General features: G+C 65.6%; 15 protein-coding genes, 1 pseudogene and 1 riboswitch. Of the genes and pseudogenes, 8 read left to right on the forward strand and 8 right to left on the reverse strand.

Annotated elements, in window-relative coordinates:
• Positions 1-205 precede the first annotated feature (205 nt).
• Both ABIA40_RS26385 and ABIA40_RS26390 read left to right on the forward strand, forming a co-directional pair.
• Positions 206-817 (forward strand): hypothetical protein, encoded by a 612-nt coding sequence (locus tag ABIA40_RS26385; protein ID WP_157286532.1) that lies wholly within the window; start codon positions 206-208, stop codon positions 815-817.
• Between the two features lie 194 nt (positions 818-1011).
• Positions 1012-1965 (forward strand): ribose-phosphate pyrophosphokinase, encoded by a 954-nt coding sequence (locus ABIA40_RS26390; protein WP_036009398.1) that lies wholly within the window; start codon positions 1012-1014, stop codon positions 1963-1965.
• A gap of 122 nt (positions 1966-2087) precedes the next feature.
• Here the strand turns inward: ABIA40_RS26390 and ABIA40_RS26395 are convergent, their stop codons facing one another.
• Positions 2088-2645: a 6,7-dimethyl-8-ribityllumazine synthase gene (locus ABIA40_RS26395; RefSeq protein WP_404543998.1), complete on the reverse strand. Its 558-nt coding sequence runs from the start codon at positions 2643-2645 to the stop codon at positions 2088-2090.
• A gap of 78 nt (positions 2646-2723) precedes the next feature.
• Positions 2724-2883: riboswitch (FMN riboswitch) on the reverse strand.
• A gap of 432 nt (positions 2884-3315) precedes the next feature.
• Here ABIA40_RS26395 and ABIA40_RS26400 point away from each other — a divergent pair.
• Positions 3316-3816, forward strand: coding sequence for a YbjN domain-containing protein (locus ABIA40_RS26400; protein ID WP_275498573.1), 501 nt, complete (start codon positions 3316-3318; stop codon positions 3814-3816).
• 155 nt (positions 3817-3971) lie between these two features.
• Positions 3972-4847: a pyrroline-5-carboxylate reductase gene (gene proC, locus ABIA40_RS26405; protein WP_404544001.1), complete on the forward strand. Its 876-nt coding sequence runs from the start codon at positions 3972-3974 to the stop codon at positions 4845-4847.
• Positions 4848-4942: 95 nt separating this feature from the next.
• Here the strand turns inward: proC and ABIA40_RS26410 are convergent, their stop codons facing one another.
• The 5 genes and pseudogenes from ABIA40_RS26410 to ABIA40_RS26430 all read right to left on the reverse strand — a co-directional run bounded on the left by ABIA40_RS26410 (position 4943) and on the right by ABIA40_RS26430 (position 9285).
• On the reverse strand, positions 4943-5347 hold the full coding sequence (locus ABIA40_RS26410) for a thioesterase family protein (protein WP_404544003.1): 405 nt from the start codon (positions 5345-5347) through the stop codon (positions 4943-4945).
• 196 nt (positions 5348-5543) lie between these two features.
• On the reverse strand, positions 5544-5747 hold the full coding sequence (locus ABIA40_RS26415; RefSeq protein ID WP_025033847.1) for a tautomerase family protein: 204 nt from the start codon (positions 5745-5747) through the stop codon (positions 5544-5546).
• Between the two features lie 119 nt (positions 5748-5866).
• Positions 5867-7387, reverse strand: a complete 1521-nt coding sequence (gene hisS, locus ABIA40_RS26420; RefSeq protein ID WP_404544006.1) for a histidine--tRNA ligase — start codon at positions 7385-7387, stop codon at positions 5867-5869.
• Positions 7388-7561: 174 nt separating this feature from the next.
• Complete coding sequence (locus tag ABIA40_RS26425) at positions 7562-8086, reverse strand: YegJ family protein (RefSeq protein ID WP_275508021.1); 525 nt, start codon at positions 8084-8086, stop codon at positions 7562-7564.
• Positions 8087-8201: 115 nt separating this feature from the next.
• Positions 8202-9285 (reverse strand): annotated as a pseudogene (locus ABIA40_RS26430) (branched-chain amino acid aminotransferase).
• Positions 9286-9622: 337 nt separating this feature from the next.
• On the opposite strand from ABIA40_RS26430, the gene ABIA40_RS26435 reads away from it, so the two are divergent.
• Genes ABIA40_RS26435 through ABIA40_RS26445 form a run of 3 tightly spaced genes read left to right on the forward strand, consistent with a single transcriptional unit; the run spans position 9623 to position 12302 of the window.
• On the forward strand, positions 9623-10165 hold the full coding sequence (locus tag ABIA40_RS26435) for a MarR family winged helix-turn-helix transcriptional regulator (protein WP_057027673.1): 543 nt from the start codon (positions 9623-9625) through the stop codon (positions 10163-10165).
• Positions 10162-10893, forward strand: coding sequence for a response regulator (locus ABIA40_RS26440; RefSeq protein WP_036027131.1), 732 nt, complete (start codon positions 10162-10164; stop codon positions 10891-10893). Before ABIA40_RS26435 ends, ABIA40_RS26440 begins: the two co-directional genes overlap by 4 nt.
• 20 nt (positions 10894-10913) lie before the next feature.
• A complete protein-coding gene (locus tag ABIA40_RS26445) occupies positions 10914-12302 on the forward strand; it encodes an ATP-binding protein (protein ID WP_025033840.1) in 1389 nt (462 codons plus the stop codon).
• Positions 12303-12471: 169 nt separating this feature from the next.
• Here the strand turns inward: ABIA40_RS26445 and ABIA40_RS26450 are convergent, their stop codons facing one another.
• Positions 12472-13002 carry a DUF3617 domain-containing protein gene (locus tag ABIA40_RS26450; protein WP_404544010.1) on the reverse strand — a complete coding sequence of 177 codons (531 nt, stop codon included), beginning with the start codon at positions 13000-13002 and terminating at the stop codon, positions 12472-12474.
• Positions 13003-13046: 44 nt separating this feature from the next.
• Complete coding sequence (locus ABIA40_RS26455; RefSeq protein WP_036027125.1) at positions 13047-13346, reverse strand: hypothetical protein; 300 nt, start codon at positions 13344-13346, stop codon at positions 13047-13049.
• 235 nt (positions 13347-13581) lie between these two features.
• Here ABIA40_RS26455 and ABIA40_RS26460 point away from each other — a divergent pair, with 235 nt between their 5' ends.
• The gene (locus tag ABIA40_RS26460; RefSeq protein ID WP_246732434.1) at positions 13582-13992 is read left to right on the forward strand and encodes a hypothetical protein; all 411 of its coding nucleotides are present in this window, start codon (positions 13582-13584) and stop codon (positions 13990-13992) included.
• Positions 13993-14105 lie beyond the last annotated feature (113 nt).

Genomic DNA, 14105 nt, shown 5'->3' on the forward strand with positions numbered 1-14105 from the left:
CGCGCCGCAGCGCGTCCGGGACACAGGGGCAACCCCGTCATTCCGGGGCTCGCGAAGCGAGAACCCGGAATCCATCGTGCGGCAATTCACGCTGCGAAATGGATTCCGGGTTCGATGCTTGCGCATCGCCCCGGAATGACGGTGGGGGGTGTGGCTCGCCCGCCCTAGACGTTAATGCGTTTTAACGATATCGCTGCCCTCCATAATGAGGGACGCGTCATTCATCTTTCGCCGCGCGGGTTCGCGCGTGCTGGCGGTCATGCTGCTGGCAGCGGCGGCCGCGCTGGGCGGCTGCGGCGGCGGCAGTGCCGTCAATTCCTATGCGATGGCGCCGAGCGCCGGCAGCGGGGCCACTATCGCCTTCGAATCGATCGACGGGCCACCTCCGCAAGTGTTCGACCGCATGGTCGGCGTGCTCGACAGCGAATCCAAGCTGCGCAGCCTGTCCGTGGTCTCCCGCGAAGGTACGGCTGCCTATCGCGTGCGCAGCTACCTCTCCGCCCAGGTGGTGCGCGGCAAGACCGTGATCGCCTGGGTCTGGGACGTCTACGACGCCAACCAGCAGCGCGCGCTGCGTCTTTCCGGCGAGGAACCGACCTCGGCCAAGGGCGGCCGCGACGCGTGGTTGGCTGCCGACGACCTCGTGCTGCGGAAGATCGCCCAGGCCGGATTCAGCGGACTTTCCAACATGATCAACGGAACGCCGGATGCACCCGGCGCGGCTCCGGCATTGCGGGGACCGGCGGTGGCCAGCGTCGTCAAGGACGCTTCCGCGCCGGACATGCCGGCATCAGCGCTCGGCTATGCCGAGCAATAACCCCCGCTAAACCACGGCCTCAACTTGCGGCCAAGCCGTTGGCCCGACTCAGGATTTTCAAAGGGAAAACGTAGCATCCCGGGTTGCCATTGCGGCCTTCCGCCTGATATTTCCTCGCCCGTCGTAACCGTGCTGCCAGCGGGTATTCTCAGATGTTGAAGGTCGTATCCAGCAAAGCGCGGGAGGAAGCGTCCATGTCGGCCAAAAACGGCTCCATCAAGCTCGTCGCCGGCAACTCCAATCCGGCCCTCGCCCAGGCGATCGCGCAAGGGCTCGACCTGCCGCTGACCAAGGCGGTGGTACGGCGCTTCGCCGATATGGAGATCTTCGTCGAGATCCAGGAGAACGTCCGCGGCTCGGATGCCTTCGTCATTCAGTCGACCTCGTTCCCCGCCAACGACCATCTGATGGAATTGCTGATCATCACCGACGCGCTGCGCCGCTCCTCGGCGCGCCGCATCACCGCGGTGCTGCCCTATTTCGGCTACGCAAGGCAGGACCGTAAGTCAGGCTCTCGCACGCCGATCTCGGCCAAGCTCGTCGCCAACATGATCACGCAGGCCGGCGTCGACCGCGTCATGACGCTCGACCTGCATGCCGGCCAGATCCAGGGCTTCTTCGACATTCCGACCGACAACCTGTTCGCCGCGCCGCTGATGGTGCGCGACATCAAGGACAAGTTCGACCTGACCAAGACGATGGTGGTCTCGCCCGACGTCGGCGGCGTCGCCCGCGCGCGCGGCCTCGCCAAGCGCATCAACACCCCGCTCGCGATCGTCGACAAGCGCCGCGAGCGGCCGGGCGAGTCCGAGGTCATGAACGTGATCGGCGACGTCTCCGGCCACACCTGCATCCTCGTCGACGACATCGTCGATTCCGGCGGCACGCTGGTGAACGCGGCCGATGCGCTGCTCGCCAAGGGCGCCAAGGACGTCTACGCCTACATCACCCACGGCGTGCTCTCCGGCGGCGCGGCGGCGCGCATCGCCGGCTCCAGGCTGAAGGAGCTGGTGATCACCGATTCGATCCTGCCGACCGACGCGGTGACCAAGGCGCCGAACATCCGCACCCTGCCGATCGCCAGCCTGATCTCGGATGCGATCGCGCGCACGGCGGCGGAAGAATCGGTGTCGAGCCTGTTCGATTGATCCTTGAGGATCGTCATTCCGGGGCGGCGCGTCAGCGCCGAACCCGGAATCCATCTTGCCGCCATCCGTGTCGATCAATGGATCCCGGGCTCGCGCTACGCGCGCCCCGGAATGACCACTGCCTACCCCACGATCCCCGCCGCGACTTGGCCGCGCAGGCGCTCCAGGCCGTGCAACGTCTCCGCGCAGGCGGTCGCGACCTCGACGCCCTTGATCGCAAAGTGCTTGCGGAAGAAATCGTAGTGCACCTCGGTCTCGTGGAATTGCTGCGGCGTCAGCACGGCCGAGAACACCGGCACCTCCGTGCGCAGCTGCACGTCCATCAGCGCCTTGATCACGGTGTCGGCGACGAATTCGTGGCGGTAGATGCCGCCGTCGACGACGAGACCGGCCGCGACGATCGCGGTGTAGCGCCGCGTCTTGGCGAGGACCTGCGCGTGCAGCGGGATCTCGAACGAGCCCGGTACCTCGAACACGTCGACATGGGTGAGGTGGCGGGCTTCTGCCTCCTTCATGAAGGCGATGCGGGCTTCCGCGACCACGTCGCGGTGCCAGCAGGCCTGCACGAAGGCCACCCTCTGCGGCTTGGCGAAACGCGGATGCGCAGAGGCCGGATCCACGGGAACCGGCGGCGGCGTTTGGGACGTTTCGGTTTGGGGGTCTTGCAGCATCTGATTCATGGCTTTCCTCGGTTTAAGGACCAGAATCAGGGCACACGGAACGACAAACAGCCGCATCGTCTCGATGCGTCTGCCAGCGACCGTTCTCTTTCATCCGGACTTTAACCGTCGGCTTCGGAGTTGCACCGAATCTGCTGACCCTTCCGTTCGGGATAAACCCTTGCGGAAGGCGCTCGCGGGCTTGGGCCTGTCGGCCCTTACCGCCGGTGGGGACTTTCACCCCGCCCTGAGAACATCGGCCGTCCGGGATGAACGGCCTATCAGGCAATATGCCGCCGCCGGGCAGTCGCGGCAAGCGTGTTCCGCATGGGCCAAGTGCATGGTGCCATGCCGCGGCGGCGATTCGGCCCTCGCCCCACGGAATTTGCGGCGTGCTTTTTTGCCGAAGCCGATTCCGGTTTGTTCTCGTCCGTTAAGAATTGTGGCGGAGATGAGCTGTGGACGAACGAGTCCTGGCTTGTGGACGGACTCGCGACCCCGTTGCGCAGATTCCGCAAATCACATCACTTGATCCGCGACAGGCCCGCGCTGATCCGAGGGATCGCAACAGCGACTCCGAGGGGATTGCAAAGGCCGATCCGAGGGACGCCGCAGCGACGTTTAGGGAGTGCGCGCCGGGCCCAACCGCGTGCGTATCAAAGACAACAAGAAGGCAAGAGGTCGAGACGGCATGTCCCTGCTCGAAGGCACTATCGATTCCAGAAACCATCCGCTCGCGGTGGTCGAGGACATCGCCGCCAGCAACAACTGGCCGTTCGAACGCTCCGGCGAGGACGAGCTCACGATTGTCTCCAAGGGACAATGGACCGACTACCAGCTCTCCTTCACCTGGATGGGCGAGATCGAGGCGCTGCATCTGGCCTGCGCCTTCGACATGAAGATTCCGCCCGCGCGCCGCGGCGAGGTGCAGCGGCTCGTTGCCGCCGTCAACGAACAGCTGTGGGTCGGCCATTTCGACCTGTGGACCAACACCGGCATGGTGATGCACCGTCAGGCCCTGGTGCTGCCGGGCGGCCTCACCGCCTCGCCGGCGCAATGCGAGGTCATGCTCGCCGGCGCCATTCATGCCTGCGAGCGCTACTTCCCCGCGTTCCAGTTCGTGGTGTGGGCCGGCAAGACCACCGCGGAGGCGATGGACGCGGCAATGTTCGATACGGTGGGCGAGGCGTAGGGCCTACCAAGGCGCGAGGGCGGCAGCTCCCTCCCCACGTCATCCCGGACAAGCGCGCCCAAAGCGCGCGCCGATCCGGGATCCATACCGCGTGATGTCGCTTGTGGCACGCGGCTTGTTGCCAACACCTCGATCCACTAGAACCGCCTGTGGTTATGGGTCCCGGCCTTCGCCGGGACGACACCGAATTTGTGGTGACCACAGTGGCTAACAGCAGCACCCTCCAAAACATCACCGGCACCATCCTGCTCGCCGGCGCCGGCAAGATGGGCGGCGCGATGCTGACCGGATGGCTTTCGGGCGGGCTCGATCCGCGCCGCGTCGCGGTGATCGAGCCGCACATTGCGCCCGAGATCTCCGCGCTGGCCGCCAAGGGCGTCGTGCTCAATCCTGATGCGAGCACCGCCGGCGCTGTCGAAACGCTGGTCGTGGCGGTGAAGCCGCAGATGTTCCGCGAGGCCGGCGCCAAGCTGAAACCGTTCGTCTCGGACAAGACGTCGGTGGTCTCGATCATGGCGGGCACCACGATCGCCACGCTCCAGGAGGTCTGTGGCGGCGCCGTGGTGCGCGCGATGCCGAACACGCCGGCCGCGATCGGCCGCGGCATCACCGTCGCTGTTGCCGCGAACGACGTCAGCGCCGCGCAGCGCGCGGTGGCCGATGCGCTGCTGCGCGCCACCGGCTCGGTCGAATGGGTCGAGGACGAAGGATTGATGGACGCGGTCACCGCCGTGTCCGGCTCGGGCCCGGCCTATGTGTTCCTGCTCGCCGAAGAGCTCGCCCGCGCCGGCGTTGAAGCGGGATTGCCCGAAGCGCTGGCGACCAAGCTCGCCCGCGAGACCGTCGCCGGCTCCGGCGAACTGCTGCACCGGTCGGAGCTGCCGTCGAGCACCCTGCGCCAGAACGTCACCTCGCCCGGCGGCACCACGGCCGCAGCGCTCAGTGTGCTGATGGGCGAGCCGGGCCTGCGCGAACTCATGCTCCGCGCCATCGCAGCGGCCACGCAGCGGTCGAAGGAATTGGCGAAGTAGAAGCTGCGTAGGGTGGGCAAAGCGAAGCGTGCCCACCACCTTCATACGAGTCTGAGGAGAGATGGTGGGCACGGCGCTTTGCGCCTTTGACCACCCTACGGCGTCGTGCCCGCGGCCAACCGCTTGTTGAACATCTCGACATTGACGAGCCCGCGCGCGTGGCGGCCTTCGCCGAGCTTGCGCGTGCCCTCGAATGCCTCGACGTCGAAGCGGATGACCCGGCGCTCGACCGCGACCACCTTTGCGGTGGTCCGCACGGTCGCGCCGACGAGCGCGGCGGCAAGATGGCGGATGTCGACCTCGGTGCCGACAGTGACCCAGCCCGGCTGAAGCGCTGAGCGGATCGCATCGCCCGATGTCATCTCCATCTCCAGAATCATCATCGGCGTCGCGTAGACAAAAGGCATGCCTGACACGAAATGCCCGACGGTGCGCTCCACCGGGACCACCAGCGTGCGCTCGGCGCTCATGCCTGTTGTGATGAAGTCGCGTGCGTCCATGGGGACCTCAAACTCAGTGTCGTCCCGGACAAGCGCGCCGCGCGCGCCGATCCGGGACCCATAATCACAGGACGTCGTGGTTGCGGGGACTCGGAGTGACCGCTTCATTCCACAAACCACTTCCTGTGGTTATGGCTCCCGGATCTGCGCTGACGCTTGTCCGGGACGACAGCGGCGCTTGCCGCAACGGCGATGGCTACTTCTTCGCCGCCGCCGCGCGCTCCACGAAGGTCTTGCCGCCCTTCATCTTGTGACGGAGCGGGGCTTCGTTGATCTGGATGACGACGGCATCGGCATCGACGCCGAGATTCTTCACCAGCGCCTGGGTGATGTCGCGCATCATGCCGGCCTTCTGCTCGTCGGTACGGCCTTCGGCCATGCTGATGGTGATCTCAGGCATTGTTCTCTCCCTGCTGCGCGTTCATCTTCCACTCGTCATTGCCGGGCTTGACCCGGCAATCCATCATTTTGAAGATGGATGCGCGGGTCAAGCCCGCGCATGACGATCGAGGCGAATAGCTAGCCCCAGCTCACGTCATGGCGGGCCAGGACTTCGCGCACCTTGACCACGAGATCGGCCTCGCTGCACGAGAACTGCGCCGGCCGGGTCTCGCGCCATTCCTGGTTGGAGGCGATCGCTGCGGCCGCCTTGGCGCCTTCAATCAGGTCCTTGACCTGCACTTCGCCGCGCGCCTTTTCATCCGAGCCCTGGATGATGACGCAAGGTGAGTTGCGGCGATCAGCGTATTTGAGCTGGTTGCCCATGTTCTTGGGATTGCCGAGATAGAGCTCGGCACGGATGCCCGCACCTCGCAAGCTCGCGACCATCTTCTGGTAGTCGGCGACGCGGTCGCGGTCGAACACGGTGACGACGACGGGGCCGAATTCGGGCCGCGTGTCGAGCTTGCCGAGCAGCGTCAGCGCCGCCTGCAGCCGCGACACGCCGATCGAGAATCCGGTTGCCGGCACCAGCTCGCCGCGGAAGCGCGAGACCAGGCCGTCATAGCGCCCGCCGCCGCCGACCGAGCCGAAGCGCACCGGGCGGCCCTTCTCGTCCTTGGTGTCGAGCAGGAGTTCGACCTCGTAGACGGGGCCGGTGTAATATTCGAGGCCGCGCACGACCGAGGGATCGATCTTGATGCGATCCGCACCATAGCCCGAGGCCGTGACCAGTTTTGCAATCTCTTCCAGCTCGCTGACGCCGGTCTGACCGACTTCGCTCTTGGCGAGATAGGTTTCTGCCGCGGCAATTGCTTCTTTCCAATCCTCGCGCGGCTTGGTGATGGCGAGAACAACATCGGCTTCCGCCGCGCTCAAATTGGCGCCTTTGGTGAAGTCGCCCTTGCCTTCCTCGCCGCCATCCCAGCGTCCGGGACCGAGCAGCTTGCGCACTTCATCCGCGGAAAACTTGTCGAGCTTGTCGATCGCGCGCAGCACGGTCAGTCGGCGCGCCGCATTTTCCTCACCCGCGAGGCCAATGGCTTCCAGAACGCCGTCGAGCACCTTGCGATTGTTCACCTTCACCAGGTACTGGCCGCGCGCGATCCCGAGCGCCTCCATCGTGTCCGCCGCCATCATGCAGATCTCGGCGTCCGCCGCTGGCGTCGCCGAGCCGACCGTGTCGGCATCGAACTGCATGAACTGGCGGAAGCGGCCGGGGCCGGGCTTCTCGTTGCGGAAGACGTAGCCAACGCGATAGCTGCGATAGGGCAGCACCAGACCATCTGTACCGTAGCGCTCACCGACGTAGCGGGCGAGCGGCGCGGTCAGATCGTAGCGCAGGCTGATCCATTGCTCGTCGTCGTCCTGGAACGAGAACACGCCCTCGTTCGGACGATCTTGATCCGGCAGGAATTTGCCGAGCGCGTCGGTATATTCCATCGCCGGCGTCTCCACCGGCTCGAAACCGTAGAGCTCGTAGACGGCGCGGATCTTCTCGACCATCTCGCGCGTCGCCCGGATCGCGGCAGGGTCGCGATCCTCGAGCCCGCGCGGCAGGCGCGCCTTCAGTTTCTGGGGTTTTTTAGGTTTCTCGGCCATGCGCGGCGTTTACCAGCCGGGGCGCAAGGCGGCAACCGGCCTATCCGCAGAACTCGTCATGGCCGGGCTTGTCCCGGCCATCCACGCGCCGCGATGGGGCGCCAAAGACGTGGATGCCCGGGACAAGCCCGGGCATGACGGAGTGTGTGGTTAAGAGCGGAGAAGGAGAGAGTTTTACGGCTGCTCCATCCGCGCCCTCAGGGCATCGGCGTCCGCCTTCGGCAGGGACTTCAGCGTCGGCTTAATGGTCTCGCCGCCGACGATCTTGCCGTTGCGCATGAACATCCAGTCCGAGATGTCGGCCTCCGCGAACTTGACCTTATCGCCGGCTCGCTTGCCCGGCAGATCGCGCGGCTCGTTGGCGAAGACGCCGGTCAAGGTCCCGTCGGGCAGCTTCTTCACCTCACCGATCCAGATGTGCTCCCCGCCCTTGCGGGTCGTAAAGCGCACCTTCAGAGCGTGACCAGACTCGGACGGCTTGGGCGATTCATAGGAGGCCCAGAAGGTCGGCAGCGAGCCGCGGGCGCGAGCGATCGCGGTGTTCATCTCGGGGTCGGTGGTGCGTACGTCGACGATCGGCGAGCGGTCTTGCGCTGCGACCTCGTGGGTCGGGCCGATGGTCAGGATGCCGAAAACGCAAACGCCGGTGATGGCGGCGAGAACGACCCATTTCATGGGTTGGGAGAGCTTTGTTGCCATGATCGCGATGTCCGGAACGCTTGTTGTGTCCTGGCTTTGTCGCACGTCGGCAGCAGCACGTTCAGTGCGCAATAAGCCACAAACGTTGCGCTTTTTACCCTCCCCTGGAGGGTGATCAAAACACCTTGCGGATCCAGTTGTGGGGATCGTTGGTGCGGCCGTACTGGATGTCGACGAGCTGCTTGCGCAGGCCCATGGCGACGGGGCCGGCGGCGCCGCCTGAGATGTCGAAATCGCCGCTGACCGAGCGCACCTTGCCGATCGGCGAGATCACGGCGGCGGTGCCGCAGGCGAAGGCTTCCTTCAGCCTGCCTGAGGCCGCGTCCTTGCGCCACTGCTCGAGCGTATAGGGTTCTTCGCGCACCGTCTTGCCGGGCGTCGCGGGCGAGCGTGATGATGGAGTCGCGGGTGATGCCGGGCAGGATGGTGCCGAGCGGCGGCGTCGACAGCGAGCCGTCGTCGAACACGAAGAACACGTTCATGCCGCCGAGCTCCTCGATGTAGCGGCGCTCGACCGCGTCAAGGAAGACGACCTGGTCGCAGCCGTGCTGAATCGCTTCGGCCTGGGCGCGCAGGCTCGCGGCATAATTGCCGCCGCATTTGACCGCGCCGGTGCCGCCGATCGCGGCGCGCGTGTAGTTCTCCGACACCCAGATCGAGACCGGCGCGGGCCCGCCCTTGAAGTAGGAGCCGACCGGCGAGGCGATCACCGCAAAGATGTATTCGGACGATGGCTTGACGCCGAGGAAGGTCTCGCTCGCGATCATGAACGGGCGCAAGTAAAGGCTGCCCTCGCCGCCCGGCATCCAGGCGCGGTCGATGCGCACGACCTGCTCGACCGCCTCGATGAAGACGTCTTCGGGCAGCTGCGCCATCGCCATGCGATCGGCCGAGTCCTTGAAGCGGCGCGCATTGGCGTCGGGACGGAACAGGTTCACCCCGCCGTCGTCGCGCTTGTAGGCCTTCAAGCCTTCGAAGATCTCCTGGGCGTAGTGCAGAACCGCGCCGGCGGGATCGAGCTGGAAGTTGGCGCGCGCCTCGATTTTCGCCTCGTACCAGCCGCCCTTGGCCTGGTTGTAGCGGACGATTGCCATGTGATCGGTGAAGATCCGCCCGAAGCCGGGATCCACCAGCTTGGCGACGCGGTCCTTCTCGGGCGTCGGATTGGATGCGGGCTGGATGTCGAATGTCATGCTCATGTCCTTGCCTCCCGCTGCCGGTGGCGGCGCTATTTCTCGCGCCCGCCTGCCCGCTCGGGCCCGGCTGGCTTGATTGGTTTCTGGCTGGACCGCCGCCAGCCATGTTACGGCCGGTTTCCGCAGCCAGCATGTCATCGAGGACATGCTTTTGCGGAAGGCGGAAGTCCAGTATGTTTTGCCGAAATGCCGCTCGACAATTGCACGGTAGATCTGCTTCGGCCGTCGCCACCTGTCCGGCTCTCTCCGGCCGTCCTGCTCCGATGCCACCCGGCGCGAAACGATCTAAAATTTCGTGCGGGTCGATCGTTTTGTAACATTGAACCCAAGATACGTCAATATGCCTGACATAAATTTCGCGACTCCTTCTCAAGACGCTGCCGCGCCCCGGCCGGCCGCAGGCGATGGAGGCAATTTGCGCTGGGATATCATCGAGCTGCTGTTCTTCGCCTATCGCGATTTCGTCGGCGATCCCGACCAGGAGCTGGAGGCGTTCGGCTTCGGCCGGGCCCATCACCGGGTCATGCATTTCGTCTACCGCTATCCCGGGCTCAAGGTCGCCGACCTGCTCGACGTCCTGCGCATCACCAAACAGTCGCTCGGCCGGGTGCTGAAGCAGCTCCTGGACGAGGGCTATATCGTGCAGAAGACCGGCGACAATGACCGTCGCCAGCGGCTGCTCTACGCGACGCCGAAGGGCGAGGCGCTGGTGCAGAAGCTCGCCGGGCTGCAGACCACGCGGATCACCAGGGCGCTCGCGGAGATGGGTCCGCAGGATGCCGAGACGGTCAAGCGCTTCCTGCGCGCGATGATCGACCGCGACGATCCGGACAAGGTGCTGGAGACGATCTTCGCTTCCGTCAAACAAGACGCCAAGGAGTGACCGTGCCGCTCGCAGCCACGCTCGCGCGCCCGCCGGTGCAACCGGCCGACGATGCCCCGCATCTCTTGCTGGTCGATGACGACCGCCGCATCCGCGACCTGCTCTCGCGCTTTCTTGCAAGTGAAGGCTACCGCGTCACCACCGCGGCGAGCGCCGGCGATGCGCGCTCGAAGCTGATGGGCCTGCATTTCGATCTCCTGATCCTCGACGTCATGATGCCCGGCGAGACCGGCTTCGACCTCGCCCGCTTCATCCGCACCTCGTCCTCGGTGCCGATCGTGATGCTGACGGCGCGCCACGAGGCGGAAGCCCGCATCGAGGGCCTGCAGATCGGCGCCGACGATTACGTCGCAAAACCGTTCGAGCCGCGCGAGCTGGCGCTGCGCATCAACAACATTCTCAAGCGCGCCGCGCCGCCGCCGCAGGCCACGACGCTCGAGAAGATCGCCTTCGGCCCCTATGTCTACCATCTCGAACGCGGCGAATTGCGCCAGGGCGAGGAGGTCATCCACCTCACCGACCGCGAGCGCGAGATGCTGAGGATTCTCGCGGAGACGCCGGGCGAGACTGTGCCGCGCAGCGCGCTGACCGGCAATGGCAGCGTCAACGAGCGCGCCGTCGACGTGCAGATCAACCGCCTCCGGCGCAAGATCGAGACCGATCCCGCCAATCCGCTGTTCCTGCAGGCGGTGCGCGGCATCGGCTACCGCCTGGTGGCCTCGCCCTGAACCGCAGTGAAGCGCGCCAGATGAGCACGATCGATACCGGCCTGACGCTGCTGAAGAGCGCCGCCGGCCGCGTCTCGGCCGCGAACGGCTGGATGGGCAACGCGTTCAAGGGCTGGATGCCGACCGGCCTCTACGCCCGCGCGCTCCTCATCATGATCGTGCCGATGGTGATCCTGCAATCGGTCGTCGCCTTCGTGTTCATGGAGCGGCACTGGAACACGGTGACGCGCCGCCTGTCGGCCGCAGTGGTGCAGGACATCGCCGCACTGATCGACGTCTACAAGGGCTATCCGCAGGACAAGGACCGCAACGAGATCCGCCGCATCGCGCAGCAGCGGCTCGGCCTGGTGGTCGATTTCCTGCCTGCCGGCGACATGCCGCCGCCGGGACCAAAGCCGTTCTTCTCGCTGCTCGACCAGACGCTGTCGGTGCAGCTCGGCCGCCAGATCGGCCGCTCGTTCTGGATCGACACGGTCGGCCGCTCCAACCTGGTCGAGATCCGCATCCAGCTCGACGACGCCGTGATGCGCGTGTTCGCGCAGCGCAGCGCCGCCTATGCATCGAACTCGGAGATCTTCCTGTTCTGGATGGTCGGCACGTCCTCGATCCTGTTGATCGTCGCGGTGCTGTTCCTGCGCAACCAGATCAAGCCGATCCTGCGGCTTGCCGACGCCGCAGAAAGCTTCGGCAAGGGCCGCGAGGCGCCGAACTTCAGACCGCGCGGCGCGCGCGAGGTGCGGCGCGCGGCGGTCGCCTTCCTGGAGATGAAGTCGCGCATCGAGCGCACGATGGAGCAGCGCACCGCGATGCTCGCCGGCGTCAGTCACGATCTGCGCACCATCCTGACCCGCTTCAAGCTCGAGCTGGCACTGATCGGCGACAGCCCCGAGCTCGAAGGCATGCGCAAGGACGTCGACGAGATGTCGATGATGCTGGAGGATTACCTCGCCTTCGCGCGCGGCGATTCCGGCGAGCAGTCGCAGCCGACCGACATGGCGCAGGCACTCGAAGAGCTGCGCAGCGATGCCGAGCGCCACGGCCATACCGCGACCGTCGCCTTCAACGGCCTGCCCGTGGTGACGGTGAAGCCGGCCTCGTTCAAGCGCTGCCTCGCCAACCTCGTCACCAACGCAGCGCGCTACGGCAAGAACATCGCCATCACCGGCCAGCGCGATCACCGTTATTTGACCGTCACCGTCGATGACGACGGCCCGGGCATTCCCGCCCACCTGCGCGAAGAGGTGTTCAAGCCGTTCCTGCGGCTGGACAACGCCCGCAACCAGGATGAAGGCGGCACCGGCCTTGGCCTCGCGATCGCCCGCGACATCGCCCGCTCGCACGGCGGCGACATCACGCTGGGTGACAGCCCGATGGGGGGATTGAGGGCGAGCGTGCGGATACCGGTGTAGGTGGCTTACTCCACCTCTCCCGCTTGCGGGGAGAGGTCGGATCGCTCTTGCGATCCGGGTGAGGGGGTACAGGTCTCTCATCCATCTCACGTGTGAGAGAGCCCCTCACCCCCACCCTCTCCCCGTAAGAACGGGGCGAGGGAGCGCACCGGCCGCGCGGCGAGCACACCTACTTCGGCAGCAGCGCCTTCAGCTTGTCCATGTCGCGCGTGTTCATCTTGAAGCCGCCGGGCATGACGATGTCACCGGGCTTCTGATCCGGCTTGCAGGCCCCGAGCCACTTGGCCTGCAGCGTCGTGGTGCTGTCGCGCCCGGCGGCACCGGCAACGCCACCTTTGGCGTGCGAAGTGGTCTTCACCGTGTAGGCCGAGTTGAAGTCTCCGGTGATCTCGGCATGCGAGGTCGTGCTGACGCCGGCGACGCTGCACTCGGAATCGCTGACATAGCCGGTCGCGGTCTTCTTGATCTCCTGCTTGGCGCAGACCTGCTTGGCCATCGGGGAGACGTTGTTGCTCATCTCCTTGTCGACGGTCTCGTCGGTGCAGTGCTGCATGATCATCTCGGGCACGGGCGAGCCTGATGTGACCAGCTTCATCTCCCAAAGACCGGCCTTGCGCAGCGGCAGTTCGTCGGCGCCGGCGCTGCTCGCTGACAATGCGAGGCAAAGCATCGAGCCGAGCAAAGCGAGTTTGCGCGTCATGAGGAAAGCTCCCGGCTGAGAGAAGTACGGCCTTGCGACAGCGCTCAGTACAGCGTGCGGATCGGCCGGTCGGCGGCGCCATAGGGCACCCAGCGGCACGAGAACGAGATGTAGCCGCCCTCATAGCCCTGCACGGCCAGGAATTTCGCGACCTTGCCGTAGCGGGCGCAGTGATCGACCGCGACCTGGCGCGCATCGACCCGGGTCGCCATCGAATAGGCGATGATGCCGCCGGTGTCGTTGCCCTTGAACGGCGGCACGTAATCGGCGCGCGCCGACTGGCTCGCCATCATGCCCGAGACAACCAGGCTGGCAAGAAGGCCCGCGGCCGCAATGATTCGCATTCCCGTCACTCCAATTGGCTGGCGCCAGTTTACGGTGCCGGGAGGCACCTGAAAAGAACCGAACCCCTGTTGGCCGCGACACTTGGTCAAGTCCTTGCGAAGTGTTGCCGCGCTGCACTTGACCTCCCCCAACCTTCGCGGCACCGTCCGGACCTTCGCAAGACCTTAGCTGTCCGGATTGACCATGCCCGCCCCCTCCCAGAAATCGCTCCGCTTTGCTGCCGTGCTCGGCCTCATGTTCGGAGCGCTGTCGCTCGGCGAGGCCAGGGCCGCCAACCCGCTGGAGCTGAATTTCTGGCTGAGCGGGCCGCGCTATGACGGTGCCGTCGCCCCTTGCGACTGGGCTCTGCCGAGGATCGTGCACGAGTTCGCCGAAAAGGAATACACGTTCTGGAATTCTTCGTTGCAGATCACCGGTTTCTCCGCCGTTCGCGAGACCGCGTTCCGGCCCTGGCAGTCCGACAACATTCCGCGGCGCTATTGCACCGGCGAGGCCATGCTCAATGACGGCAAGGCGCGCAAGGTGCATTTCTCGATCATCGAGGATGGCGGCTTTGCCTCCTACGGCAACGGTGTCGAATGGTGCGTCGTCGGGGTGGATCGCAACTGGGCCTACAATCCGGCCTGCCGCGCCGCCAAGCCCTGATCCCAACAGCGGCGGATTCGGGCTGATCAGCCAGCCGATGACTGCCGCCCCAATTTTGTTCTTGAAATGTTCCCATCGCCTGCTAGGCTGTGTGTGCACAGTCTAGTTGAGGG

This window comes from Bradyrhizobium sp. USDA 223 (assembly GCF_044909005.1).
GTDB classification, from domain to species: domain Bacteria; phylum Pseudomonadota; class Alphaproteobacteria; order Rhizobiales; family Xanthobacteraceae; genus Bradyrhizobium; species Bradyrhizobium yuanmingense.

What these genes read in the sequence shown, in the direction of transcription:
- ABIA40_RS26395 (WP_404543998.1), bottom strand. Translation starts at nt 2,645, where the DNA reads ATGAATCAGATGCTGCAAGACCCCCAAACCGAAACGTCCCAAACGCCG.
- ABIA40_RS26390 (WP_036009398.1), top strand. Translation starts at nt 1,012, where the DNA reads ATGTCGGCCAAAAACGGCTCCATCAAGCTCGTCGCCGGCAACTCCAAT.
- ABIA40_RS26450 (WP_404544010.1), bottom strand. Translation starts at nt 13,002, where the DNA reads ATGACGCGCAAACTCGCTTTGCTCGGCTCGATGCTTTGCCTCGCATTG.
- ABIA40_RS26400 (WP_275498573.1), top strand. Translation starts at nt 3,316, where the DNA reads ATGTCCCTGCTCGAAGGCACTATCGATTCCAGAAACCATCCGCTCGCG.
- ABIA40_RS26455 (WP_036027125.1), bottom strand. Translation starts at nt 13,346, where the DNA reads ATGCGAATCATTGCGGCCGCGGGCCTTCTTGCCAGCCTGGTTGTCTCG.
- ABIA40_RS26410 (WP_404544003.1), bottom strand. Translation starts at nt 5,347, where the DNA reads ATGGACGCACGCGACTTCATCACAACAGGCATGAGCGCCGAGCGCACG.
- ABIA40_RS26460 (WP_246732434.1), top strand. Translation starts at nt 13,582, where the DNA reads ATGTTCGGAGCGCTGTCGCTCGGCGAGGCCAGGGCCGCCAACCCGCTG.
- ABIA40_RS26385 (WP_157286532.1), top strand. Translation starts at nt 206, where the DNA reads ATGAGGGACGCGTCATTCATCTTTCGCCGCGCGGGTTCGCGCGTGCTG.
- hisS (WP_404544006.1), bottom strand. Translation starts at nt 7,387, where the DNA reads ATGGCCGAGAAACCTAAAAAACCCCAGAAACTGAAGGCGCGCCTGCCG.
- ABIA40_RS26415 (WP_025033847.1), bottom strand. Translation starts at nt 5,747, where the DNA reads ATGCCTGAGATCACCATCAGCATGGCCGAAGGCCGTACCGACGAGCAG.
- ABIA40_RS26435 (WP_057027673.1), top strand. Translation starts at nt 9,623, where the DNA reads ATGCCTGACATAAATTTCGCGACTCCTTCTCAAGACGCTGCCGCGCCC.
- ABIA40_RS26425 (WP_275508021.1), bottom strand. Translation starts at nt 8,086, where the DNA reads ATGGCAACAAAGCTCTCCCAACCCATGAAATGGGTCGTTCTCGCCGCC.
- proC (WP_404544001.1), top strand. Translation starts at nt 3,972, where the DNA reads ATGGGTCCCGGCCTTCGCCGGGACGACACCGAATTTGTGGTGACCACA.
- ABIA40_RS26445 (WP_025033840.1), top strand. Translation starts at nt 10,914, where the DNA reads ATGAGCACGATCGATACCGGCCTGACGCTGCTGAAGAGCGCCGCCGGC.